Annotated in this window: 24 protein-coding genes; 17 read left to right on the top strand and 7 right to left on the bottom strand. The window is 72.2% G+C overall.

Annotated features, from left to right (window positions below; translation table 11 throughout):
• The first annotated feature begins 7 nt into the window (after positions 1–7).
• Positions 8–964 (top strand): L-histidine N(alpha)-methyltransferase, encoded by a 957-nt coding sequence (gene egtD / locus ABWI07_RS35390; protein ID WP_149264112.1) that lies wholly within the window; start codon positions 8–10, stop codon positions 962–964.
• Between the two features lie 38 nt (positions 965–1002).
• Here the strand turns inward: egtD and ABWI07_RS35385 are convergent, their stop codons facing one another.
• Positions 1003–1782: an SGNH/GDSL hydrolase family protein gene (locus tag ABWI07_RS35385; protein WP_235037369.1), complete on the bottom strand. Its 780-nt coding sequence runs from the start codon at positions 1780–1782 to the stop codon at positions 1003–1005.
• Between the two features lie 185 nt (positions 1783–1967).
• On the opposite strand from ABWI07_RS35385, the gene ABWI07_RS35380 reads away from it, so the two are divergent.
• Positions 1968–3119, top strand: coding sequence for an acyltransferase family protein (locus ABWI07_RS35380; protein ID WP_353821241.1), 1152 nt, complete (start codon positions 1968–1970; stop codon positions 3117–3119).
• Positions 3034–4245: a hypothetical protein gene (locus ABWI07_RS35375; protein WP_149264110.1), complete on the top strand. Its 1212-nt coding sequence runs from the start codon at positions 3034–3036 to the stop codon at positions 4243–4245. The genes ABWI07_RS35380 and ABWI07_RS35375 overlap by 86 nt, the downstream gene beginning before the upstream one ends.
• A gap of 121 nt (positions 4246–4366) precedes the next feature.
• On the opposite strand, the gene ABWI07_RS35370 is transcribed toward ABWI07_RS35375, so the two are convergent.
• Entirely contained in the window at positions 4367–4906 is a 540-nt protein-coding gene (locus ABWI07_RS35370) for a cysteine dioxygenase (protein WP_353821240.1), read from the bottom strand.
• Positions 4907–5088: 182 nt separating this feature from the next.
• On the opposite strand from ABWI07_RS35370, the gene ABWI07_RS35365 reads away from it, so the two are divergent.
• Positions 5089–6102, top strand: coding sequence for a LacI family DNA-binding transcriptional regulator (locus ABWI07_RS35365; RefSeq protein ID WP_149264108.1), 1014 nt, complete (start codon positions 5089–5091; stop codon positions 6100–6102).
• Positions 6103–6204: 102 nt separating this feature from the next.
• Here ABWI07_RS35365 and ABWI07_RS35360 read toward each other — a convergent pair whose 3' ends face one another.
• Positions 6205–7668 (bottom strand): aromatic amino acid ammonia-lyase, encoded by a 1464-nt coding sequence (locus tag ABWI07_RS35360; RefSeq protein ID WP_353821239.1) that lies wholly within the window; start codon positions 7666–7668, stop codon positions 6205–6207.
• Positions 7669–7830: 162 nt separating this feature from the next.
• Between ABWI07_RS35360 and ABWI07_RS35355 the strand changes: the two genes are divergently transcribed.
• The 4 genes from ABWI07_RS35355 to ABWI07_RS35340 are packed head-to-tail and all read left to right on the top strand — an operon-like array spanning position 7831 to position 11282.
• The gene (locus ABWI07_RS35355; RefSeq protein ID WP_353821238.1) at positions 7831–9009 is read left to right on the top strand and encodes an ABC transporter ATP-binding protein; all 1179 of its coding nucleotides are present in this window, start codon (positions 7831–7833) and stop codon (positions 9007–9009) included.
• Positions 9009–9656 carry an ABC transporter permease gene (locus tag ABWI07_RS35350; protein WP_149264105.1) on the top strand — a complete coding sequence of 216 codons (648 nt, stop codon included), beginning with the start codon at positions 9009–9011 and terminating at the stop codon, positions 9654–9656. The genes ABWI07_RS35355 and ABWI07_RS35350 overlap by 1 nt, the downstream gene beginning before the upstream one ends.
• Positions 9653–10339 (top strand): ABC transporter permease, encoded by a 687-nt coding sequence (locus tag ABWI07_RS35345; protein WP_149264104.1) that lies wholly within the window; start codon positions 9653–9655, stop codon positions 10337–10339. Before ABWI07_RS35350 ends, ABWI07_RS35345 begins: the two co-directional genes overlap by 4 nt.
• A gap of 19 nt (positions 10340–10358) precedes the next feature.
• Positions 10359–11282, top strand: a complete 924-nt coding sequence (locus ABWI07_RS35340; RefSeq protein WP_353821237.1) for an ABC transporter substrate-binding protein — start codon at positions 10359–10361, stop codon at positions 11280–11282.
• An 83-nt stretch (positions 11283–11365) separates the two neighbouring features.
• Here the strand turns inward: ABWI07_RS35340 and ABWI07_RS35335 are convergent, their stop codons facing one another.
• The gene (locus ABWI07_RS35335; protein ID WP_353821236.1) at positions 11366–12283 is read right to left on the bottom strand and encodes an endonuclease/exonuclease/phosphatase family protein; all 918 of its coding nucleotides are present in this window, start codon (positions 12281–12283) and stop codon (positions 11366–11368) included.
• A gap of 79 nt (positions 12284–12362) precedes the next feature.
• Between ABWI07_RS35335 and ABWI07_RS35330 the strand changes: the two genes are divergently transcribed.
• Complete coding sequence (locus ABWI07_RS35330; protein ID WP_149264101.1) at positions 12363–12959, top strand: gamma carbonic anhydrase family protein; 597 nt, start codon at positions 12363–12365, stop codon at positions 12957–12959.
• A 40-nt stretch (positions 12960–12999) separates the two neighbouring features.
• On the opposite strand, the gene ABWI07_RS35325 is transcribed toward ABWI07_RS35330, so the two are convergent.
• On the bottom strand, positions 13000–14184 hold the full coding sequence (locus ABWI07_RS35325; protein WP_353821235.1) for a cytochrome P450 family protein: 1185 nt from the start codon (positions 14182–14184) through the stop codon (positions 13000–13002).
• Positions 14184–14993: an SAM-dependent methyltransferase gene (locus tag ABWI07_RS35320; RefSeq protein ID WP_235037367.1), complete on the bottom strand. Its 810-nt coding sequence runs from the start codon at positions 14991–14993 to the stop codon at positions 14184–14186. Before ABWI07_RS35320 ends, ABWI07_RS35325 begins: the two co-directional genes overlap by 1 nt.
• 121 nt (positions 14994–15114) lie before the next feature.
• On the opposite strand from ABWI07_RS35320, the gene ABWI07_RS35315 reads away from it, so the two are divergent.
• The gene (locus ABWI07_RS35315) at positions 15115–15978 is read left to right on the top strand and encodes an alpha/beta fold hydrolase (RefSeq protein ID WP_353821234.1); all 864 of its coding nucleotides are present in this window, start codon (positions 15115–15117) and stop codon (positions 15976–15978) included.
• Between the two features lie 162 nt (positions 15979–16140).
• Positions 16141–16509, top strand: coding sequence for an avidin-fold protein (locus ABWI07_RS35310; RefSeq protein WP_235037365.1), 369 nt, complete (start codon positions 16141–16143; stop codon positions 16507–16509).
• Here the strand turns inward: ABWI07_RS35310 and ABWI07_RS35305 are convergent.
• Positions 16490–17113 (bottom strand): Lrp/AsnC family transcriptional regulator, encoded by a 624-nt coding sequence (locus tag ABWI07_RS35305; protein WP_353821233.1) that lies wholly within the window; start codon positions 17111–17113, stop codon positions 16490–16492. The genes ABWI07_RS35310 and ABWI07_RS35305 overlap by 20 nt on opposite strands.
• Before the next feature lie 130 nt (positions 17114–17243).
• Here ABWI07_RS35305 and ABWI07_RS35300 point away from each other — a divergent pair, with 130 nt between their 5' ends.
• Genes ABWI07_RS35300 through ABWI07_RS35275 form a run of 6 tightly spaced genes read left to right on the top strand, consistent with a single transcriptional unit; the run spans position 17244 to position 23499 of the window.
• Positions 17244–18827 (top strand): ABC transporter substrate-binding protein, encoded by a 1584-nt coding sequence (locus ABWI07_RS35300; RefSeq protein WP_353821232.1) that lies wholly within the window; start codon positions 17244–17246, stop codon positions 18825–18827.
• Positions 18824–19918, top strand: a complete 1095-nt coding sequence (locus tag ABWI07_RS35295; protein ID WP_149264097.1) for an ABC transporter permease — start codon at positions 18824–18826, stop codon at positions 19916–19918. Before ABWI07_RS35300 ends, ABWI07_RS35295 begins: the two co-directional genes overlap by 4 nt.
• The gene (locus ABWI07_RS35290; protein ID WP_149264096.1) at positions 19915–20760 is read left to right on the top strand and encodes an ABC transporter permease; all 846 of its coding nucleotides are present in this window, start codon (positions 19915–19917) and stop codon (positions 20758–20760) included. The genes ABWI07_RS35295 and ABWI07_RS35290 overlap by 4 nt, the downstream gene beginning before the upstream one ends.
• Positions 20757–21569, top strand: coding sequence for an ABC transporter ATP-binding protein (locus ABWI07_RS35285; protein ID WP_353821231.1), 813 nt, complete (start codon positions 20757–20759; stop codon positions 21567–21569). Before ABWI07_RS35290 ends, ABWI07_RS35285 begins: the two co-directional genes overlap by 4 nt.
• Positions 21566–22513 (top strand): oligopeptide/dipeptide ABC transporter ATP-binding protein, encoded by a 948-nt coding sequence (locus ABWI07_RS35280; protein WP_149264095.1) that lies wholly within the window; start codon positions 21566–21568, stop codon positions 22511–22513. The genes ABWI07_RS35285 and ABWI07_RS35280 overlap by 4 nt, the downstream gene beginning before the upstream one ends.
• A complete protein-coding gene (locus ABWI07_RS35275; protein ID WP_149264094.1) occupies positions 22510–23499 on the top strand; it encodes a M24 family metallopeptidase in 990 nt (329 codons plus the stop codon). The genes ABWI07_RS35280 and ABWI07_RS35275 overlap by 4 nt, the downstream gene beginning before the upstream one ends.
• Positions 23500–23663 lie beyond the last annotated feature (164 nt).

Raw genomic sequence — 23663 nt, 5'->3', positions numbered from 1 at the left:
GAACCACGTGGACCGGTTCCTGACCGCCGACGATCTCGCCAAGACGCTCCGCCAGGACGTCCGGGCCGGGCTCTCCGGCACGCCCAAGACCCTTCCGCCCAAGTGGTTCTACGACGAGCGCGGCAGCGCGCTCTTCGAGGAGATCACGAAGCTGGAGGAGTACTACCCGACCCGGCGGGAGCGGGAGATCCTCGCCGCCCGGGCGTCCGACGTCGCCGCCGCCACCGGCGCCGGGACGCTGCTGGAACTCGGCGCCGGCTCGGGGGAGAAGACCCGGCTGCTGCTGAACGCCCTGGCCGGCACGCTGCGCACCTACGTGCCGGTGGACGTGAGCGGCGACTTCCTGGAGCAGGCCGCGGCCGGGATCGCCGCCGACCATCCCGGCCTCGCCGTCCGGGCCGTCGTCGCCGACTACGAGCAGCACCTTCACCTGCTGCCCGGCGGCGGGCGGCGCCTCGTCGCCTTCCTCGGCGGGACGATCGGCAACATGCCGCCCGCCGAGCGCATCGGGTTCCTCGGCGGCCTGCGCGCCACCATGGACGAGGACGACTTCCTGCTGCTCGGCGCCGACCTCGTCAAGGACGAGGAGCGGCTCGTGCGCGCCTACGACGACGCGGCGGGCGTCACCGCCGAGTTCAACCGCAACGTCCTGTCGGTCATCAACCGGGAACTGGACGCCGACTTCGACCCGGAGGCGTTCGAGCACGTCGCGGTCTGGAACCGGGCCGAGGAGTGGATCGAGATGCGGCTGCGGTCGCTGCGCGCCCAGGACGTCCGCGTCGGCGGCCTCGACCTGGAGGTCTCGTTCGAGGACGGGGAGGAGATGCGCACCGAGATCTCCGCCAAGTTCCGGCGCGAGCGGCTGGAGGCGGAGCTGGGCGCCGCCGGGATGGAGCTCGCCGAGTTCTGGACCGACGAGGCGGGCGACTTCTCCCTCACCCTCGCGCGCCCCGCGTCCCGCTGACGCCCTCCCGTCCGGGCCCCGGCCCGGACGGGACGGGCTCAGCCCTTGCGGACGGGGTGATCGAGGCCCAGCCGCTTCAGGTCCGCCGCCAGGCGGGTCGCCACGTAGAGGTGGCCCGCCGGCGTCGGATGGGTGCGGTCCCTCTTGATGAGGCGGGGCGCGTTGCCCTGGCCGGTCAGCAGGTCCCCGGTGATCCACTGCTCGCCGATCGGGTCGACGAACGGGATGCCGAGCTGCCCGGCGAGGTTCTTCAGCGCGTCCCGGACGGCGACCGCGCCGGGCAGCGGCGTCCCCGTCCCCCAGAGCGGGCCCAGGATCACCAGGCGGGTGCCGGGCCAGCGCTGCCGGGCGCGCTGGAGCAGGACGTGCGCCGCCGCCGCGACCTGCGGCGCGGGGGTCCGCCAGTCGTTGTGGCCGCCGGACACCACCAGCATGTCGGGCGCGGGGCGCCAGCCGAGCTGGCTCTCGAACAGGCCGAGGAAGGCGCGCGGGCCGCGGCCCGTCGCGACGTACCCGGTGCCGGACCGCCCGCCGACGACGACCTGCCAGCCGAGCAGCCGCGCGGTCGCGGAGGCGTACGTCGACTCCGGCTCGACGCCGCGGTCGCCGACCGTGTAGCTGTCGCCGAGGAACATCACCACGGGCGGGGTCTTGCGCGCCCGGTCGTCAGGACCGTCCGCCGCTGCCGGCTTGTGCACCGAACCCGCGAGCAGGGAGCAGCCCGCGACCATCGAGCAGCCGGCGAGCGACAGGACCGCCGCCAGGCCGAGGCACAGCATCCGAGTCGCCGCGCCGCGTCGGGCGCGGCGAGATGTCATGGAGTACCACCAATGAATCAGGGGGACGCCTCCGCATCTTACTGACCTCGCGCCTCTGCCGCGGGCACTCCGCGACCCTGGCGTCACCATGCCGTCACCGCCCCGCGGCCGATCGTGTCCTTCCTTCCATCCGCCGTTCACCCCGCGGATCGGACCGGGCAACCTGGCGACGGGAGGGTTCCGCGGTGACTCGACGGGAACGGCTGCGCGAACTCGACCTGCTGCGCTTCACGGCCGCGATGGCGGTGGTGCTCTACCACTTCACGGGATTCGGGGGCGCGGGGGCGTGGCCCTCGCCGTCGCAGGAGGTCTTCCCCGAGATCGCCCCGGTCACCCGGTTCGGGTACCTCGGCGTCGACCTGTTCTTCGTCATCAGCGGGTTCGTGATCCTCATGAGCGCGTGGGGACGCGGCCCGGGGGAGTTCGGCATCTCCCGGCTCGTCCGGCTGATGCCCGCGTACTGGGTGAGCGTGCTGCTGGGCGCCGCCGTCTACGCGGTCTTCCGGATGGGGCACGGCGTCCCCGGCCTGGTCGTCCCGAACCTGACGATGCTGCAAGGCGGGCTCGGACTGCGGAACGTGGACGCCGTCTACTGGACACTCTGGGTCGAGCTGCACTTCTACGTGCTCGCCGCCGTCCTCGCGGGGATCGGGATCACCTACCGGTCCTGCCTGATCTTCATGGCGGCCTGGCTGCTCGGCGGGGTCTTCGCCGACGAGGCCGACAACAAGCTGCTCCAGGTGATGCTGGTCCCGACCTGGAGCTGCTACTTCATCGCGGGCATGGCGCTGTACATGATCCACCGGTTCGGGCCGACGCTGCTGCTCTGGGGCTACGTGGCCGCGTCCTACCTGGTGGCGCTGCGCTGGGGCTCCTGGCGCGCGGAGCACGTCTTCAGGGGCGCGGACGAGACCGTGGTCAGCGCCGTCATCACGGGCATCTTCGCGGTGATGATCCTCGTCGCGACCGGGCGGCTGAGCCGGCTGCGGTGGCGGGGCCTGACCGTCCTCGGGGCGCTCACGTACCCGCTCTACCTCGTCCACTCCCAGCTCGCGCTTCCCCTGCTGGACGCGGTGTATCCGGGCCTCAACCGGTGGACGGCGCTGGCGGTGGTGGTCGGGACCTCGCTGCTGGCCGCCTACGCGGTGCACCGGCTTGTGGAACGTCCGGGCGCGAAGTGGATGCGGGCCCGGCTCACGGCGTCGTTGGCACCCATGCGGCCTTCCGAGGAAACCTCTACGTTTGTCGCTCGTGGCGATTGGCGTGGACGGGGCGGTTCTGGTCTCGGCGGCGGTGAGCCTCGCGACCGCGCCCCGGTGGATGCGGCACGCACCTGACCCTCTGCCCGGCGGCTCCACACGACGCTGGGCTCGTCCAGAGGCGTTCCTCTGCCTCGTCATCGGGCTCGTCTACCTGAACCAAGTGCTCTTCACCGTGTACATGCTGCGCGTCCACGGCGGGGACGCGTCCTTCATCGCGAAGTACCTCCCCGAGGGGTATTTCGCGCTTGAGGACGGCGCGGCCATGCGCGGTCTCGCGGAACACTTCCCGATGCCGGAACTGCTGGCGCCGTCCCTCCTGCGTGTCCAGGCGTTCCTGGAACTGCCCTTCGCGCTGCTGGCGTACATGACGGTGCTGCGGTGGCTGGATCGCGGCCTCTACCGGCGCCTGGCGCGCTCGTGGCCGGTGTGGGCCGCGTCGCTGTCCTACACGTTCGTCTTCTGCCTGGTCGAGTGGGATCTGCGCAACCCCTACACGATGGACGACATCGTGATTCGGGCCTGCTCGGCTGTGGTGACGCCGTTGCTGCTCCGCTGGCTGGCCGGGCAGGAGGAAGCCGCCCCAGAGGAGCGGTCATTCGCGCAGATGCTTCTCTTCGCCGCGTCTGCCTGGGCGTTGGGGCAAATCGTGTTGGCCGTCTATGACACCGCCCTGCTGTACAACCTCGGTCATCTGGGCGGACGCCTGCCCGGGATGGCCGTCGCCGTGTGCGTCCTGGCGGGTGCGCGCTGGGCGTCGTCCCGTCTGAGACCGGGCGAGGTGGGGGACGCCCTGGCGTCGGTCATCAACGGGTTGCGCTGGGGACTGCTTCTCTTCTTCGTCCCGGCGCTCGCCGTCCGCTACGGGGTGAACTTCGGCACCCCGCTCCTGGCAGGGGCGGCCGGCCTGCTGGTCTGCGCTGTGGCCGCCGTGTACGCACTGCGGAGCACGCTCACCGGCGCAGGGGCGACCCGCATCGCTCTCTGGGCCGTCCAGGCGGCGGTGGCGCTTCTCGCCGGAGCCGCGGCCGGGTACGCCGCCGTCCGCCTGGTCGCCGACACCTACTACGAGGCGGGGCTGCTCAGGGGCGCCGTCTCCTGCTTCGCCGTCGTCGTCACCGTCTGCGCGCTGACCGATCGCGTGCTGACTGACCGATTTTTTCGCCGAAGGTGTGACACATCCGGAACGACGTGCGCTGAGTGAGTATGAGCGTCCGGTTGTTGGGAGCGGGCTACGCCGGACGCGCCGCCTCTGGCGGGCCCGTCGCCCCCGGTCGGGCCCGCCAGAGCACCTCAGGTAGATAGCACCTCAGGCAGAGAACACTTCAGGTCGGCTCGTCCGGTGACCCGGGCCCCGGTTCCTGCAGTTCCTCGGTGTAGCTGACCGACAGGCGACGCATCAGCCCCGTCTCGTCGATGGAGTACTGGCCGAGCCGCCACAGCGGCGGCGAGTAGGCGTGGATCGAGACGCTGGCGTCCTCCACCCCCGTGAGCCGGTGGATGTGCTCGGGACCGAAGCAGAAGGACGCGCCCTCCCGCACGACGGTCCGCAGGGGTTCGCCGCCGATGCGCGGGTTGTTCTCCTCGATGGCTCCGGCGACGACGCGGACGGCCCCCGAGGAGACGTCGTGGTCGTGCCAGCCGGTGTCGTTCTCGGGCGTCCAGCACAGCAGCCAGACGTCGACGTGCTCGTCCCGGTGGAGGGAGACGTAGTGGCGGCGCCCCTCCGGGAACGCGACGTGCTGCCGCCACAGGCCGGGCCGCTCGGCCAGGTCGTCGACCAGCTCCCGCAGCTCCCGCTTGTCGAGGGGACGGCCGGGCAGGCGCTCCAGGCCGCCGGGACGGGGCAGGACCTCGGAAGACACGGGGTTCGCTCCTCTCTGAAACCGTCGCCGGGCACGGTCCGCTAAGCCCGTAACCCGGCGTGAATCGCCAGGCCAGGGCTTCTGAACCGCATCAGTTAACCGTTTCAGTGAACCGCTTCAGTGATGACGCCGTCAAGCCCGGATGCGGCGCGCTGTCGGTGGCGGCCTCTAGGGTTGGAGGGATGTCGGAGAAGCGCAAGCGCGCGACCATCCGCGAAGTGGCGCAGGCGACGGGGCTGTCGCCCGCGGCCGTGTCGTACGCGCTGCGCGGCATCCAGACCTCGGAGGAGACGCAGGAGCGGGTCCGCGCCGCGGCGCGGGAGCTGGGCTACGAGGCGCACCCGATCGCGCGCGCGCTGGCCAGCGGCCGCACCGACCAGGTCGGCCTGCTGTGCGGCTCGCTGGAGGACTACTGGCAGCAGTCCCTCGCCGTGGGCATCGGCCGGGCGCTGCTCGCCCGCGGCCGCTACGCCCTGATCGTGGACGCCGGCGGCGACCCCGAGCGCGAGCTGGCCCTCGCGCGGCGGCTGCGCGACCAGCGGGTGGACGGCCTGATCGTCCAGCCGCTCGACCCGTCCGCCGCGCTGTGGTCGGAGCTCGCGGCCTCGGTCCCCGTCGTGTCCATCGGCGACGCCCTGCACGGCGGGCAGGCGCAGGGCGAGGTCGTGTTCGACAACCGGCGGGGCGTCACGCTCGCGCTGGAGCACCTGCGGGCGCTCGGGCACCAGCGCCTCACCGTGTTCACCCCCACCCTCGCCAGCACCCCCGACCGCCCCGCCGACGTGTACGTCAACGCCGAGGCCGAGCGGCTCGGCCTGAGCGTCGACGTGGTGGTCGTGCCGCAGTCCCTCCCCGAGTCCACCGAGGTCGCGCTGCGGGTGCTCGGCGGCCCCGACCGCCCCTCGGCCGTCTTCTGCTTCGCCGACTCCATCGCCTACGGCGTCTACGCCGCCACCCGCGAGCTGGGCCTCGACGTCCCCGGTGACGTCGCCGTCTGCGGCTACGACAACCACCCGATGTCGGCGCTGCTCACCCCGCCGCTCACCAGCGTCGAGTGGGACATCGACGGCATCGTCCACTCCGCCGTCCGCCTCGTCGTGGACGTCATCGACGGCAAGCCCCGCAAGCGCCGCGTCGTCCGCGAGCCGTCCCTGCGCATCCGCGCCTCCACCGGCGAACCGCCGGCGGACGGCTGAGCCGCCGGTGTGCCGGGCCACCGGTGTGCCGAGGTCTCCTGCAGACCGGGCCGCCGGCGGGGTGAGATCACCGGCGGGGTGAGATCACCGTTCCCACCGGGCTCAGGGGTGGAGACGGGACAGGTGCGGTAGGAGGTCCGCGGCGGCGGCGATGTCGGTGTCGAGCGGGCGGTCCTCCACCCGCGGGTCGAGGACGGCGTCCGCCATGTCGTACGCCGAGCGCAGCGGGCCGCCGGACGGCGCCCGCCCCTGCATCCGCAGCGCGCGGACGGCGGCCACCAGTTCGCAGCCGAGGCCGAGCCGGTAGGCGGCGACCGCGTCGGTCGTGGCGCGCGCCGACTGCGTCGAGAAGCCCGCGTGCTCCTCGACGCCGCGCGACAGCACCGCGCTGCCGAGCGCCGCGGGGGTCGCGAGGCGCCGCGCGTCCGCGAGGCACGAGTGCGCCACGTACTCCAGGATCATGATCCCGGACGAGGCCTCCGTGGCGCCCTGGAACGGGTAGAGGCCGGTGAACGACGGCTCGGCGAGCGTGCCGAGGCGCGCGGCGGCCAGCGCCATCGTCTGGAAGAGGGCGGCGCGGGCCGCGTCCAGGGCGAGCCCGACGTAGGCGGTGTGGAAGTTGCCGTTGTGCCAGACCGCCCGGCCGGGGACGTCCACCAGCGGGTTCTCGGCGGCGGCGTTGATCTCCCGCGTGACGACCTCCTCGGCGTAGCCGGCCGCCTCCAGCGCGGGGCCGTGCACCTGCGGGAACGCCCGGTAGCCGTAGGGGTCCTGGATGCGCATCGGCGCCGGCCGGTCGAAGGCGAGCAGCGCGCGCATCGCCGCCGCGGCCTGCTGCTGGCCCGGATGGGGGCACGCGTCCTGCACCGCCTCCGCGTAGGGCTCCTCCGAGGCGCGGACGGCCAGATGCGACAGCGCCGCCACGACCGTCGACGCGCGCAGCGCCACCCGCAGGTCGGCGACCGCGAGCGCCGACTCGCCGAGCGTGGCCGCGTTGGAGCTGATGAACGCCAGCGCGTCGGCGGAGCGGAGCCGGTAGCCGGGGCCGCGCTCCTGACCGCCGTCCGGGCCGGGCAGCCACGGCCGCTCGCCGAGAAGGCACAGCGCGGTCGAGGCCAGCGCGGTCAGGTCGCCCGTGCCGATCGCCCCGTACACCGGCACCGGGGGGAGGAGGCCGAGGTTGAGCACGTCCGCCAACGCCTGGAGCGCGCCCGGTTCCACGCCCGAGCCGCCCGCCGCGATCTGGTTCAGCCGGACCGCCAGCATCGCCCGGACGATCTCCGGCGCGACCAGCGGACCCGCTCCGGCGGCGTGGCTGCGCAGCAGTCGCAGCCCGTGGGCGTCGGCGTCCTCCCACTCGACGTCCACGACGCGGTTGGCGCCGACCCCCGTCGTCCGCCCGTACACCGGCCGGGCCTCGGTGATCTCACGGACGAGTCGCCACGCGGCGCGCGCCCGCTCGACCCCGGCCGGGGCCACGGCGACCGCCACATCCTCCCGGGCGGCGCGCGCCACCTGCGCGCATGTGAGGGATGTCCCATCGATAACGATTCGGCTGTTCTCCACGCCGACACGCTACTTTCCCTGCATTACCGGTAGATATGCTTGCATGCTTGACGTGCCGGACATGCAGGGACACTGGGATGACGTTACCCACGGGTCGCGGTGGGGAACCAGTCGGAATCGATCATCGGCGTCACGGGGGACGCCCGGCGAGGACGTGATTCGTTGATCACCTTTGAGGGCGTCACCAAGCGCTATCCCGGGGGCACCGTCGCGCTCGACGACGTGAGCCTCGACTGCCCCGCGGGCCGCATCACCGTGTTCGTCGGCACGTCCGGCGGCGGCAAGACCACCGCCCTGCGGACCATCAACCGGATGGTGGAGCCGACGTCCGGGCGCGTGCTGATCGACGGGCAGGACGTCCGCGAGCGCAAGCCCGCCGAGCTGCGGCGCGGCATCGGCTACGTGATCCAGCACGCCGGGCTGTTCCCGCACCGCACCATCCTCGACAACATCGCCACCGTCCCGTACCTGCTGTCCTGGAACAAGAAGAAGGCGCGGGCGCGGGCGCTGGAGCTGATGGAGCGGGTCGGGCTCGACCCGGCGATGGGCAGGCGGTACCCGTTCCAGCTCTCCGGCGGCCAGCAGCAGCGCGTCGGCGTCGCGCGGGCGCTCGCCGCCGATCCGCCGATCATGCTGATGGACGAGCCGTTCAGCGCCGTCGACCCGGTCGTCCGCGCCGAGCTGCAGGACGAGTTCCTCCGCCTCCAGGAGGAACTGCACAAGACGATCGTGTTCGTCACCCACGACATCGACGAGGCCATCAAGCTCGGCGACCGGATCGCGGTGTTCCAGACCGGCGGCAAGCTCGTCCAGATCGACAGCCCCGAGAACCTCCTCGCCCACCCGGCCGACGACTTCGTCGCCGGGTTCATCGGCCAGAACCGCGGAATCCGCACCCTGTCGTTCGCCGAGACGGGCGGCCTGAGGCTGAGCGACGCCGCGGTCCGCGCGGCGAGCACCGACGCGGCGGACGCCGCCGGGACGGACTGGGTGCTCGTCGTCGACGACGACCGGCGCCCGCTCGGCTGGGCCCGTCCGGCGCAGGCCGGCGGGCCGCTCGGCAAGGCGAAGCTCAGCCCGGTCGGCCCGACGTTCCGGGTCGGCGGCGACTCCGTGCGGACCGCGCTGGACGCGGCCGTCCTGTCCCCGTCCGGGCTGGCGGTCGGCGTCGACGAGACCGGCGCCGTCGTCGGGACGGCGAGCGGGACCGACCTGCTGGCCGTGCCCACCCACGGCCGCGACGGCGCCGCCGCCGGAACCGCCGCCGGAACCGCCGCCGGAACCGCCGCCGGTCCGGAAGAGGCGGATCCGGAAGGGGCCGACGCCGGAGGCACCGGCTGATGGACATCGACTGGGGCTGGATCGGCGAGCACACCGACACGCTGTCCGAGCACGCCCTCATCCACCTGCGGCTCGCCCTGCTGCCGGTGCTGTTCGGCCTGCTCATCTCGCTGCCGGTCGGCATGATGTGCCGCCGCTGGCGCTGGCTCTACCCGCCCGCGCTGACGATCTCGAACATCTTCTACGCGATCCCGTCGCTCGCGCTGTTCATGGTCTTCATCCAGTACACCGGCCTGACGGCGTCCACGGTCATGATCCCGTTGACCCTGTACAGCCTGTCGGTGCTCGTCCCGAACGTGGTGGACGGGCTGGCGTCGGTGTCCGAGCCCGTCCGGCAGGCGGCCACCGCGATGGGATTCGGCCCGCTGCGGCGCCTGCTCCAGGTGGAGCTGCCGATCGCCGTGCCCATCGTCATCGCCGGGACGCGCGTCGCCGCCGTCTCCTCCATCAGCCTCGTCGCCGTAGGCCAGCTGATCGGCCAGGGCGGCCTCGGCTACGACATCATCCGCGGCTACCAGCTCCAGTTCCAGACGCAGATCGTGGCCGCCACCGTCCTGATCGTCCTGCTGGCCCTGGTCACCGACGCGATCCTGGTCACCGTCCAACGCCTGCTCACGCCGTGGGCCCGAGCCCGGATGACCTCATGAACGAGCTGTGGAACCAGATCGACCTGTTCTGGACGTGGCTCACCACGTCCTCCCAGTGGCACGGCGGCGACGGCATCCCGCACCGGCTGCTCCAGCACGTCTACTACAGCGGCGTGGCGCTGGTGTGCGCCGCGGTCATCGGCCTCGCGCTCGGGCTGCTCGTCGGGCACACCGGCCGCGGCGGGTTCCTCGCGATCAGCCTGGCGAACGTCGCCCGCGCCGTCCCCACCTTCGGCCTGGTGCTGATCGTCGTGGTGATCGAGTACAGCATCACCCCGGTGCTCGTCGCCCTGGTGGCGCTCGCCGTCCCGCCGATCCTCGTCAACACCTTCGAGGGGATCCGCGGCGTCGACGCCGACGCCAAGGACGCGGCGAGCGGCATGGGCATGACCGGCTGGGGCGTGCTGTGGCGGGTCGAGCTGCCGATGGCGCTGCCCCTGATCCTGCTCGGGCTGCGCACTTCCGCGATCCAGGTCGTCGCCACCGCCACCATCGCCGCCTACCCGGGCTTCGGCGGCCTCGGCCGCTACATCATCGACGGCCTGGCCCGCAACGACTACCAGCTCGTCGTCGGGGGCACCGTCCTGGTGGTGCTGCTCGCGCTGATCGTCCAGGCGGCCTTCGCGGCGCTGCGCCGCCTCCTCGTCTCACCGGGCCTGCTCGGCTCCGCCCGATCCTCCTGAAAACCGAAGGAAGAGCACCATGAACAAAACCATCAGGGGCGCGGTCGTCGGCCTCGTGGCCGCCCTGTCGCTGTCCGCCTGCGGAAGCGGGGACTCCGGCGACGACAAGAACCCGCTGTCCGGCGGCGGCGGGAACGGCACCGTCACCGTCGGCGGCGCGAACTTCCCCGAGAGCAACCTCCTCGGCGAGCTGTACGCGCAGGCGCTGGAGGCCAAGGGCGTCAAGGTCACCCGCAAGTTCAACATCGGCGCCCGCGAGATCTACTACGACCAGGTCGTCAAGGGCGGCATCAGCGTGATGCCCGAGTACAACGGCGCCCTGCTCACCACCTCGGTCGACAAGTCCAGCACCGCCGCCACGACCGACGAGATCAACGCCGCCCTCAAGGCCAAGCTGCCCGCCGGCGTCGAGATCCTGGACTCCGCGCAGGCCGAGGACAAGGACTCCGTCACCGTCAACCCGCAGACGGCCGCCAAGTACAAGCTGAAGTCCATCGCCGACCTCAAGCCGGTCGCCAAGGACCTGATCATCGCGGGGCCGTCGGAGTTCAAGACCCGCCAGCAGGGGCTCGTCGGCCTCAAGAAGACCTACGGCCTGGAGTTCAAGAAGTTCCAGCCGTTCGACGCCGGCGCCCAGGCCACCCTGGTGAAGCTGCTCACCGAGAACAAGGTCCAGGCCGCCGACCTGTTCACCACCGACCCGACGATCCAGCAGAACAAGCTCGTCGTGCTGGAGGACCCGGAGAACGTCTTCTCCGCCCAGAACGTCACGCCGCTGGTCAACAAGTCCGCGGTGGACGACAAGGCCAAGGCGGCGCTGAACGCCGTCTCCGCCAAGCTCACCACCCAGGACCTCCTCGACATGATGAAGCGCGTCGCCATCGACAAGGACGACCAGGAGAAGGTCGCCGAGGAGTGGCTGAAGAAGTCCGGCCTCGCCTGACCCGCCGCCACTGAACGACCGCGACACCGCCGAGCGGCCGGGCCCGCACATGGGCCCGGCCGTTCGCCGTCCACGCCGGCGGGTCAGTTCCGGAAGGCGAGCCGGGCGAGCACGGGATCGTGGTCGGACGGGTAGAGCCCGCCGGAGCGGTAGGGGTCGATCTCGGCCCACGCCGTCCTGATCCGGCCCCGCACCAGGATCCAGTCGATGCGCCTGCCGCCCGGCTCCGGCGGCTCCCAGTGGTTCTCGGTCCGGTACTGCGGCCCGTGCCGGTCCGCGGCCGTCCAGGTGTCGCGGAACGCGCCCGGCCCGGTGAGGATCGAGTACGCCGGGGACGCCCCGGCCGTGTCGTTGAAGTCGCCCGTGAGGACGACCGGCGCGCCCGCCTGGAAACCCCGGACGCGGTCGAGGATCAGCCGGGCGCTCTTCTCCCGCGAGCCCGCCGACATGTTGTCCAGATGCGTGTTGGCCTGGTAGAACACCGTGCCGGTGCGGCGGTCGCGGAACTTCGCCCACGTCACCATCCGGACGTACCGGTTGCCCCAGGTGGCCGAGCCGATCACCGACGGGGTGTCGGAGAGCCAGAAGTGGTCGAAGTCCAGCACCTCGAACCGCTCCTCGCGGTAGAAGATCGCCAGGAACTGGTCGCGGGTGCCGCCCTGGCTGCCGAGGCCGATCCAGCCGTACTCCGGCAGCGTCCGGAGGAGGTCGCGCACCTGGTACCAGCGCGCCTCCTGCACCCCCAGCAGATCCGGGTCGTGCTCCCGCAGCAGGCGCCTGACCAGCGGCAGCCGGGTCTTCCAGTCGCGGGGCGGCGGGTCGTTCACGCCGCGCAGGTTGTACGTCATCACCCGCAGCGACCCGTCGCCGGCCGCCCTGGGCTCGACCAGCACGAACCCGGAGACCAGCAGGACCGCAGCGGCCGCGACCGCCGGCCAGAACCATCGCCGGCGCAGGAGGCGCCCGGCCATCCCGCCGCCGTCACCATGACGCCGCCTCACCACGCAGCCACCGCCCGTCGTGCCGCACCCGCCGGTCCTGCCGCCGCTCCGAGCATAGATCGCGGCCTACGATTCGGACATGCTGCTCGAGCACCGAGGAAAGCGCCCCGTCGTTCCCGAGTCGGCGTACGTGGCCCCCTCAGCCGTCCTGTGCGGAGACGTCGTCCTGGGGGAGGGGGCCCGCATCCTGCACGGCGCGGTCCTCACCGCCGAGGACGGCACCGTGCGGACCGGCGCGAACGTCGTGGTCATGGAGAACGCGCTGGTCCGCGGCCGGGCCGGCCATCCGGCGGCCCTCGGCGACGCCGTGCTGGTCGGACCGCACGCGCACGTCAACGGCGCGACCGTCGAGGACGAGGTCTTCGTGGCGACCGGCGCGTCCCTCTTCCCGGGCTCGGTCGCCGGGACGCGCTCTGAACTGCGCATCAACAGCGTCCTGCACGTGAACTCGCGGCTGCGTCCGGACACGGTCGTCCCGATCGGTTGGGTGGCGGCCGGAGACCCCGCCGAACTCTTCTCCCCGGACCGGCACGACGACCTCTGGGAGAAGCAGCGCGCCCTGGACTTCCCTGGCACCGTCTACGGCGTCCCGCGCGGCTCCTCGATGCGCGACATCATGGCCCGCCAAGCGGACTTCTACGCCGCCCACCGCCACGACCGCCGACTCGACGACTGACCACCGCCGCCCCGGGCGGTGGTCAGGTCCAAGCGGGTGCTCAGACGTGGACGGGGAGGGAGACGAGGCCGCGGACGATCGAGCCGGTGCGATGGTGGCGCAGCTCGTCGGCCGGGACCGCGAGGGCGAGGTCGGGGAAGCGGTCCAGCAGGCCGCCGATGGCGATCTGGCCTTCCAGCCGGGCCAGCGGGGCGCCGAGGCAGAAGTGCGGCCCGTGGCCGAAGCCGACGTGGCCCTTGGGAGCGCGCGTCACGTCCAGCCGGTCGGGGGACTCGAACACCGCCGGGTCCCGGTCCGCGGCGCCGAGCGAGACGTGCACCCAGGCGCCCTTGGGGATCGGCGTCCCGGCGATCTCCATGTCCTCCAGGGCGATGCGCTGGCTCGCGCGCTCCACCGGGCCGTCGAACCGCAGCAGCTCCTCGACCGCGGCCGGCAGCAGCTCGGGCCGCGTCCGGAGCAGTTCGAGCTGGCCCGGGTTCCGGAGCAGGGCGAGCACCCCGTTGCCGATGAGGTTGACCGTGGTCTCGTGCCCGGCGATGAGCAGCAGCGCGACGGTCCCGAGCATCTCGGCCTCGGTGAGGGCGGACCCGCCGTCGCGGGCGGTGATCAGACCGCTGACCAGGTCGTCCTCGGGACGGGCCCGCCGCTCGGCGATGACCGCGAGCAGGTAGTCGTTGAACGCCCGGGCCGCCGCGCGGCGGCGCTCGCGGGCCTCGGCGGTCAGCGCGGGCACGGTCAGCACGGCCGTCCACTCGCGGAACCGGGCCCGGTCGGACGCCGGGACGCCGAGCAGTTCGCAGATGACCTGGATCGGCAGCGGGACGGCCAGCTCCTCGATCAGGTCGGCCCCGCCGCGGGCCGCGATGCCGTCCAGCAGCCCGTCGGCGATCTCCTGGACGCGGGGGCGCAGCCGCTCGACCCGCCGGCCGGTGAACGCCTTCGCCACCAGCCCGCGCATCCGGGTGTGGTCGGGCGGGTCCATGGCGAGCATCGTGCCGCCGAAGAACAGCTCGGCGTTCACGGGCACGGTGCTGTACGAGCTGTCCTTGGACAGGCGCGGATCGGTCAGGGCCGCCCGGCCGTGCTCGTGGTCGACCACGAGGAAGGCGGTGGCGCCGGGAGGGAAGTCGATCGGATGGACGGGCCCGGAGGCGCGCAGCTCGTCGTACACGGCGTACGGGTCCTCGCTGAACGCCCGGCTGAACAGCAGGTCCAGTGGCAGCATCAGATCACCCTTCCGACGCCGGCGAGAAAGCCCGGCCGCGACATGTCGGGCGTGGCCGGCTCGGCGTCCGGCCGCCAGTCGGCCACCTGGACCAGGCCGGGACCGACCAGCTCGGTGCCCTCGAAGAACGTCATGACCTCGTCGATCCCGCGCGGGACGATGTCGCCCGCTCCGGTCCTGCCGTACGCGCCCCGCACCTGCTCCTCGACCTGCGGGGGGACGTGGCCGCGGTGGCCGTGCGTGACGGCCAGGTGGCTGCCGGGGGCGAGCGGCGCGCGGAGCCTCGCCACGATGTCCGCCGGGCGCGCCTCGTCCGGGATGAAGTGCAGGATGGCCAGCAGCAGGAGCCCCACCGGCCGGTCGAAGTCGATCCGGGCCTTGACCTCGGGATCGTCCAGGATGCTCTCCGGGTCCCGTAAGTCGGCCTGGATGACCGTCGTCAGCGGGTTGTCGGCCAGCAGCGCCCGCGCGTGCGTGAGCACGATCGGGTCGTTGTCGACGTAGATGACGCTGGAACCGGGAGCGGCGCGCTGGGCCACCTGGTGCACGTTCTCCTGGGTCGGCAGCCCGGAGCCGATGTCGAGGAACTGCCGGATGCCGCGCTCGGCCATCATCGTCACGGCCCGCGACAGCAGCCTGCGGTTGGCGCGGGTGAACTCCAGCACGTTCGGCATCGCGGCCACCACCTGGTCGGCGGCCTCGCGGTCCGCGGCGAAGTTGTCCTTGCCGCCGAGGTAGTAGTCGTACATCCGGGCCACGCTGGGGGTATGGGGATCGATCACCCACTCCGGATGGTGCTCACCGCTCACGGACGGTCCTCCCTGTCCGGGTACCCGACCGCCCGAGTCTAGGGGCGAACCCCGGACGATGTTGATCAATTCGCCACACCCGGACGGCCGGCCCCGGCCGGTGCGGGCCATCATGTGAATCATGATGTTCGTCGCGGACCCCGAGCGGACAGGGGAGACCACGCTGCCGGACGGCCGGCTGCTCGGCTGGGCCGAGTGGGGCCCGGAGGACGGAACGCCCGTCCTGCTCTGCCCCGGAGCGGCCACGAGCAGGTGGCTCGGCTTCGGCGCGGGCGCCGTGCGTCCCCTCGGAGTACGCCTCGTCTCGGTGGACCGTCCAGGCCTCGGCGCCTCGTCGCCCTCACCCGGCAGGACGTTCGCCGACTTCGCGACCGACGTGAGCGCCTTCTTCGCGCTGCGCGGCCTGGAACGTCCCGCCGTGGTGGGGAACTCGCAAGGCGCACCGTTCGCGCTGGCCTGCGCCGTCGCGGGCCTCGCGTCCTCCGTGGCCGTCGTCTCCGGCGCGGACGAGGTCGCCGCCCCCGAGTTCGCGACCGCGCTGCCGGACGAGCTGCGCGGACTCGTCGACCGGGTGGCCGCCGACCCGCGCGGCGCCGAGGAGTTCTTCCGCGGATTCGGCGCCGACGCTATGTGGACGATGGTGATGAACGGGAGCCCCGAGTCGGACCTGCGCGTGTACGGCGAACCGGCATTCGCCGCCGCTTACCGGCGCGCCCTGGACGAGGCTTTCGCGCAGGGCCCGGACGGCTACGCCCGCGACACCGTCCTCGCCATGGGCCGCTGGCCCTTCGACCTCGCCGCCATCGGCGTCCCCGTCGACCTCTGGTACGGAGAGCAGGACACCACCCATTCACCGGACAACGGCGCCACGCTCGCGACACGGATCCCCCACGCACGGCGCCACGTCGTAGAGGGGATCGGCGGCGCCGTTCTCTGGACGCACGCCGACCGCGTCCTTCGCACGTTGACCGCTCCCCGCCCCTAGAACCGGAGGAACCCGCATGCCCGGCACTACGACACGGGCGGTCCGAGACGGATTGGTGTGCGGGTCGCGTATCGCGGACGGATCGTCCAGGAGGCGGGCGGTTCCGCGACGATGCGTTCAGGCGCGATTGCGCACGGCGCGGAACCCGGCACCATGACACCCGTGAACGAGAATGATCTTTTCAACCTGGACGGCCGCCGGTTCGCGATGGTCAGCTCGACCGCGAGCCGGGTGGACCCCGCCGCGCCCACACGGTTCGCCTACACGGAGGCCGACGGCGTGGTGTGGGGCAGCTACGAAGGCGACACCGTGGTCCACGGCCGGTTCGTGGGGGCCCGGCGCGGGGCCGAGGTCCGGCTGAACTACGTGCATCTGACCAAGCGGGACGCGGATCCGGTCGCCGGGTCCAGCACGAACCGGATCGAACTCCTCCAGGACGGCCGGATCCGGCTGGTGGAGGAGTTCCGGTTCGAGGGGGACGACACGCCCCAGGTCAGCGTCTGCGAGGAGATCATTCGGGGAGGTCTTTGAGGTCGGCCCGCCCCGCGCCCGCGCGGATGAAGCGCATCCGTCCCATGGTGACCGGGGCGGGGCCGGGCTCCGCCTCGGCCTTCGCCGGAGCGGAGTCGGACGTCAGCACGAACGGGCGGCGGATCACCTCGTCGAGGATGAGCACCGTCTCGGTCGCCTTCACCGCCGGGATGCCGGCGAGGCGCTCGGAGACGAGTCGGTGCACGGCCGCCACGTCGGTGGCCCGGACCTGGATCATCGCGTCGTGCTGGCCGGTGGTGATCGCGCAGTACTCGACCTCGGGCATCAGCGCGAGCTGGGCGCGGAACTGCGGCCACATCTGCTGCCGGACGGTGACGAAGATCAGCGCGCAGATGCCGAGGCCGGTGCGGACGGGGTCGACCTGCACGGTGAACCGGCTGATCACGCCGCTGGTGCGGAGCGCCTCGAAGCGCATGTAGGCGTTGGCCCGGGAGATCCCGACCTGCTGGGCGAGGGCCGCGATGGAGATCCGGCCGTCCTGGCGCAGGACCTCCAGCATCTTGAGGTTGATCGAGTCCAGCTCGGCGCGGATCTGTCCAGGTTCGGGCCCCCTATTGGGTGGTCCTTGGGACGCTCTGGCCATGAATTCGTTTCCTTCTTCGGCTTCGTCTTGACTTTCGCTGGCTGCATAGACGTTCAGCCGGAAGTCTCGCACTATCGGACATCGTCGTCCAGACGCAGAGAACTGACCTGACGGACCCCCGGAGGCCGCGATGCCGATCACGAGTGGAACCACACGGCGGGCGGCGTTGTCCGTCCTCGTGGCCGCAGCACTCAGCCTGACCGCCTGCTCGGGCGGGGACGAGGCGTCCTCGTCCGGGGGCGGCAAGGCCCTGGTCATCGACACCTCGTTCAACCTCAAGACCGTGGACCCGGGCCGGATGTACGAGCAGACCGGCCTGCTCATCGACCGGGCCCTCTACGACACCCTGCTGAGCTTCAAGGGCTCCGACGTCAGCAAGCCGGTGCCGGCGCTGGCGGAGTCGTACGAGCTGTCCAAGGACGGCAAGAAGCTCACCCTCAAGCTGCGCCAGGACGCCGTCTTCTCCGACGGCAGCCCCGTCACCGCCGACGACGTGGTGTTCTCGCTCGACCGGGTCCGCGACCTCAAGGGCAACCCGTCGTTCCTGCTCGATGGCGTGAAGGTCGAGAAGACCGACGACAAGACCATCACCCTGGTGTCGGCCAAGCCCAACCCGTCGCTGCCGTTCATCCTGCCGAACCCGGCGCTCGGCATCGTCAACTCCAAGGTCGTCAAGGCCAACGGCGGTGCCGCCGGCCCCGACGACAAGGCGGAGAAGTACCTGAACGGCCAGTCGGCCGGATCCGGCCCGTACATGCTGGAGTCCTTCAACGCGGCCACGCAGGTCGTGCTCAAGGCCAACCCCAAGTACTGGGGCGCCACCAAGCCCGTCTACAAGCGGGTCGTGGTGCGCAACGTCCAGTCGCAGACCCAGAAGCTGAACGTGCAGCGCGGGGACAGCCAGATCGCGGTGGACCTGACGGCCGACCAGGCCCAGGGCATCGGCGGCGGCAACCAGATCGTCAAGGGCGCGTCCGCCAACGTGTTCTTCCTGCTGACCAACCGGAACCCGGCCGTCAGCAAGACCACGTCCAACCCCCGGTTCGCAGAGGCCGTCCGCAAGGGCGTCGACTACGCGGGGCTGCTGGAGCTCGCAGGCGAGGGCTCGGTGCAGGCGGCCGGCATCGTGCCGTCCATGATCAACGGCTCGCTGCCGGCGGAGCAGGCGCCCAAGCGCGACGTCGCCGGCGCCAAGGCGGCGCTCGCCGCCGGCGGGATCACGAACCCCAGGGTCAAGCTGGAGTACCCCAGCGACTTCACGCTCAACGGCCTGTCCTTCCAGCCGCTGGCCGAGCGCGTCCAGGCCAACCTGAAGGAGGTCGGCATCACCGTCGACCTCGCCCCCGCGCCGATCGCGACCGCGCTGGAGAGCTACCGCGACGGCAAGGAGGAGATGGGCCTGTGGTGGTGGAGCCCGGACTACCCGGACGCCAGCAACTACCTCGCCTTCCTGCCCGGCGGCCTGATCGGCGAGCGCGCGGGCTGGAAGAAGGGCGCGGACAAGGCCCTGGAGGACGCGGGAGCCAAGGCCGCGACCACCATCGGCGATGACCGGTTCGCCCAGTACCACCAGATCCAGACCGAGCTCAACGCGCGCGGCCCGATCGTGCCGCTGATGCAGCCGAGCCAGCGCCTGGTCACCGCCGGATCGCTGACCGGCCTGGCGGTCAACCCCGTGTGGACCTTCGAGATCGCGGCGCTCGGCAGCAAATGAAGTCCCCACACCCGTCGGACGAGCGGACGCTCAAGGGCCGCCGGCCACCCGGCGCCCGGTGGTGGTCGCGGCATCCGCTGATGCGGTTCCTGACCCGGCGGCTGGCGGTCTCCGTACTGCTGGCCGTCGGGGTCACCCTCGTCACCTTCATCCTGACCAACATGGTGCCCGGTGACCCGGCCACCGCGAACCTCGGCCAGCAGGCGCTCGGCAACCCGGCGATCGTCCAGCAGTTCCGGGAGCAGCACGGCCTCGACAAGCCGCTGCCCGTGCAGTACGCGACCTACATGGGCAACCTGGTCCGCGGGGACCTGGGCGAGTCGCAGCAGAGCCACCGGCCGGTCGCCGACGACCTGCGGGAGTTCGTCCCCGCGACGTTCGAGCTGGCCGGCACGGCGCTGCTGGTGTCGCTGCTGGTGGGCGTCGCGTTCGGCGTGATCGCGGCGCTGCGCCGGGACCGGTTCGTCGACCAGTTCCTGCGGGTGACCAGCCTGGCCGGCGTCTCGGTGCCGACGTTCTGGCTGGCGCTGCTGGCCTTCTACCTCTTCTTCTACAAGTTCGGGCTGGCGCCGGGCTCCGGCAGGCTCTCCCCGGCCATGGCGCCTCCGCCGCACGCCACCGGCCTCTACACGGTGGACGCGGCGCTCGCCGGCCAGTGGGACGTCTTCGCCAGCGCCGTCGGCCATCTCGTGCTGCCCGCGCTCGTGCTCGCCACGTACACGATCGGCCTGCTCACCAGGTTCACGCGGTCGGCCGTCCTGGAGGTGCTCGGCCAGGACTACGTGCGGGCCGCCCGGGCCAAGGGCCTGCCCGGCCGCGCCGTCCTCTTCCGGTACACGCTGCGCGCCGCGCTGGTGCCGGTCATCACGGTGGCGGGGCTGGCCTTCGGCAGCCTGCTGTCCGGCACCGTGCTCGTCGAGGCGATCTACGCCTGGCCCGGCGTCGGCGAGTACGCGTACAAGAGCGCGACCACGCTCGACCTGCCCGCGGTCATGGGCGTCGGACTCGTGGTGGGCGTGATCTACGTGGTGGTCAACCTGGTGGTGGACATGCTGTACGGCGTCATCGACCCAAGAGTGAGGCACACGTGAGCCGCAGGGTGCCGGAGGCATGGCGCAAGCCGCTCGCCGTCGTCGGCCTCGCCATCGCGGCGGCATGGCTGGTCGTGGTGCTCGCCGCGCCGCTGCTCGCGCCGCACGACCCGCTGAGCCAGGCCTTCCCGCGGCTCCAGGCGCCGAGCGGGGCGCACTGGTTCGGCACCGACGAACTCGGCCGCGACGTCCTCAGCCGGGTGCTGTACGGCGCGCGCCTGTCCATCCCGCTCACCATGCTGCTGGTCGTGATGTCCGTCGTCATCGGCGGGCTCCTGGGGGCCTGCGCGGGCTACTTCGGCCGCTGGCTGGACGAGACGATCATGCGGGTGGCGGACCTGGTGTTCGCGTTCCCGACCGTCATCCTCGCAATGGCCGTGGCCGCCTCGCTCGGCGCCAGCCTCCGCAACGCGGTGCTCGCCGTGCTCGTCGTCTCCTGGCCCGCCTACGCCCGGGTCACCCGCGGCCTGGTGCTCGGCATCCGGTCCCGCGAATTCGTGATCAGCGGGCGGCTCCTCGGGTTCTCCGCGTGGCGCTCGCTGCGCACCGACGTGCTCCCGAACGTGACCGGCCCGGTCCTGGTGCTGGCCACCCTCGACATCGGCACCCAGCTCCTGCTGCTGTCGGGACTGTCGTTCCTGGGCCTCGGCGCCAAGCCGCCCACCGCCGAATGGGGCTCCATGGTGGCGTCGGCCACGCACGTGTTCGACAAGTGGTGGGTCGGCGTGTTCCCCGGCCTGGCCATCCTGACGGTGGTGCTGGCCTTCAACTTCCTCGGCGACACGATGCGCGACGCGCTCGACCCGCGGACCGCACGGGCGATCAAGGAGCGGGCGCTGTGACCGTGCCGAACACCGGGCCGGAAAGCGGGCCGGACACCGTGCTGAACATCGAGCGGCTCACCGTCGAGCTGGGCGGGCGCCAGATCATCCAGGGGATCGACCTGGCGCTGGAACCGGGCCGGATCCACGGGCTGGCGGGCGAGAGCGGCTCCGGCAAGACCATGACCGGGCTGGGCGTCATGGGGCTGCTCCCGCACGGTGCGCGCACCGGCGGGCGGATCCTCTTCGACGGGACCGATCTGCTGACCCTCCCGCCCAAGAGGATGAACGCGCTGCGCGGCAGCGAGATCGGCATGGTCTTCCAGGACCAGTCGACGAGCCTGCACCCCATGCTCTCGGTCGGCCGCCAGCTCACCGACCACATGCGCCACCACCTGGACCTGGACAAGGCCGAGGCGCGCCGCCGCGCGGCCGAACTGCTGGCCAGGGTGCGCATCCCGGATCCCGGCGGCGCGCTCCGGAGATACCCCCACCAGTTCTCCGGCGGGATGCGGCAGCGCATCGCGATCGCGATCGCGCTGGCCTGCGACCCGAAGGTCCTGATCGCGGACGAGCCGACCACCGCGCTCGACGTGACCGTCCAGGCCGGGGTGCTGCGCCTGCTGCGCGGCCTGTGCGACGAGCTCGGGCTCGCCGTCCTGCTGGTCACCCACGACCTCGGCGTCATGTCCGCGGTGGCCGACACGATCAGCGTGATGCGGGCGGGCCTCCTGGTCGAGACCGGCCCGCGCGCGCAGGTCATGTGCGAGCCCGCCGACCAGTACACCCGAACGCTGCTGGACGCGCTGCCGGAGCGGAGCACCTCATGAAACTGCTGGACGGCGCCGAGCCGGCGCCCGCCACACCGCTGCTGTCCGTTGAGAACCTGGTGGTCGACCACCGCAGCCCGGACCGGCCCCCGGTGCGGGCGGTGGCGGGTGTCGACCTGTCCGTCGCGCCCGGAGAGGTCGTCGGCCTGGTGGGCGAGTCGGGCTGCGGAAAGTCGACGCTGGCCCGCGCCATCTGCGGCATCATCCGCCCGTCCGGCGGCTCCATCGGGTTCGAGGGCCGCCCGGTCACGCCGCTCGGCCTGCGCCGCCGCGATCCCGCGCTGACCCGGATCCAGATGGTGTTCCAGGACCCGTTCGCCTCGCTGAACCCGCGCCGCCGGATCGGCGGCCAGATCGCCGACGGCCGGCGCGGCGGCCCGGACCCGGGCGAGCTGCTGGAGCGGGTCGGGCTGTCGGCCGACATGGCCGGCCGCTACCCGCACGAGTTCTCCGGCGGGCAGCGGCAGCGCATCGCCATCGCCCGCGCGCTGGCCGCCCAGCCGTCCCTGCTGATCGGCGACGAGCCGATCTCCGCGCTGGACGCCTCCGCCCAGGCGCAGGTCGCGGGGCTGATGCGGTCGCTGACCGTGGAGTCGGGAGCGGGGCTGCTGTTCATCAGCCACGACCTGTCGGTCGTCCGGATGATCGCGGACCGGATCGCGGTCATGTACCTGGGCAGGATCGTCGAGATCGGCCGCACCGCCGAGGTCTGGGCCGACCCGCGGCACCCCTACACCCGGGCCCTGCTCGCCGCGGTCCCCGCGCCGGACGGGGCGGGCACGCTGCCCGCCGAGCTGCCCGGGGACGTGCCGGACCCGGCGGCGCCGCCGTCCGGCTGCCGGTTCCACCCGCGGTGCCCCCACGCCATGGAGATCTGCTCGCGACGGGAGCCGGTGCAGGAACGCGGGGTCGCCTGCTGGCTCTACGATTCGGCGCCGGAATGAGCGACGACCGGCTGGAGCGGGTGCGGGCCCGCATGGTCGAGCACGGGGTGGACGTCCTCGTCCTGCGCCCCTCTTCGAACCTGCGGTACCTCGCCCGCTCGGTACGGCACGGCTTCCTCGTCATCACGCCGGACGGCCCGCCCGCGCACGTCCCCGATGCCTCGCCCCTCATCCCGGCGGGCTCGCGGGTCGCCGTCGACCCCCAGATGCTCGCGCACGAACTGCTGTCCATCCAGGAGCGGCTCGGCCCGCAGACCCTGTTCGCCTCGGCCGAGCCGCTCCTCGCGGCGCTCCGGATGCGCAAGTCCGGCGCCGAGATCGCGGCGCTGGAACGCGCGGCCGTCGCCGCCGACCGGGCCGTGGCGTCGGCCGCCGAACTGAGCTGGTCCGGCGCCACCGAACGGGAGATGGCGCGGCTGCTGCGGCGGCTGCTGCTGGAGGCCGGCCACGACGAGGTCACGCTCGTCACCGTCGCGGCGGGGGAGCACTCCGCCGACCCCTACCACCGGCCCACCGAACGGACGATCAACCCGGGCGACGCGGTCCTGGTCAACATCGGCGGACGGTACGAGGACTACTGCTCCGACATCGCCCGGATGTTCGTCGTGGCCGAGCCGCCCGAGGACTTCGAGGCCATGTACTCCGTCGTCCTCGCCGTCCACGGCGCCGCCTGCGAGGCGGTGCGCCCGGGGGTCACCGCCGCCGAGATCGACGAGGTCTGCCGCGACGCCATCGCGGCCAGCGGGTACGGGTCGTTCTTCGCCCACCGGACGGGCCACGGGGTCGGCCTCGACCAGTTCGAACCGCCCTACCTGTCGCCGGGGGACCGGACCGTCATCGAGCCCGGCATGACCATGTCCATCCAGCCCGCCATCTACCTTCCGGGACTGTACGGCGCGCGGATCGAGGACGTCGTCGTCTGCACCGACGTCGGAGCCCGCCGCCTGAACCAGAGCCCCCGCCTGCTCATCGTCACCGACCGCTGAACGAGCGCCCCGGGCTCGGCGACCTGGCGTTCGAGCTTTTCCGCAGGGGACGGGGCGGGGTGGGGGCGGCGGTATCCGATGATCCGCCGCACGGGCGGGGGAGCGGCGCGAAAACGGCTTCGTCCGCGTGAAGATCAAGAAGCCGGTGACGGTACGGGTGGTCT

The sequence above is a fragment of the Actinomadura sp. NPDC000600 genome, assembly GCF_040492135.1.
GTDB lineage: Bacteria > Actinomycetota > Actinomycetes > Streptosporangiales > Streptosporangiaceae > Spirillospora.
Note: the sequence above shows the minus strand (reverse complement) of the source record. Positions and strands in the feature narration are given on the sequence as shown.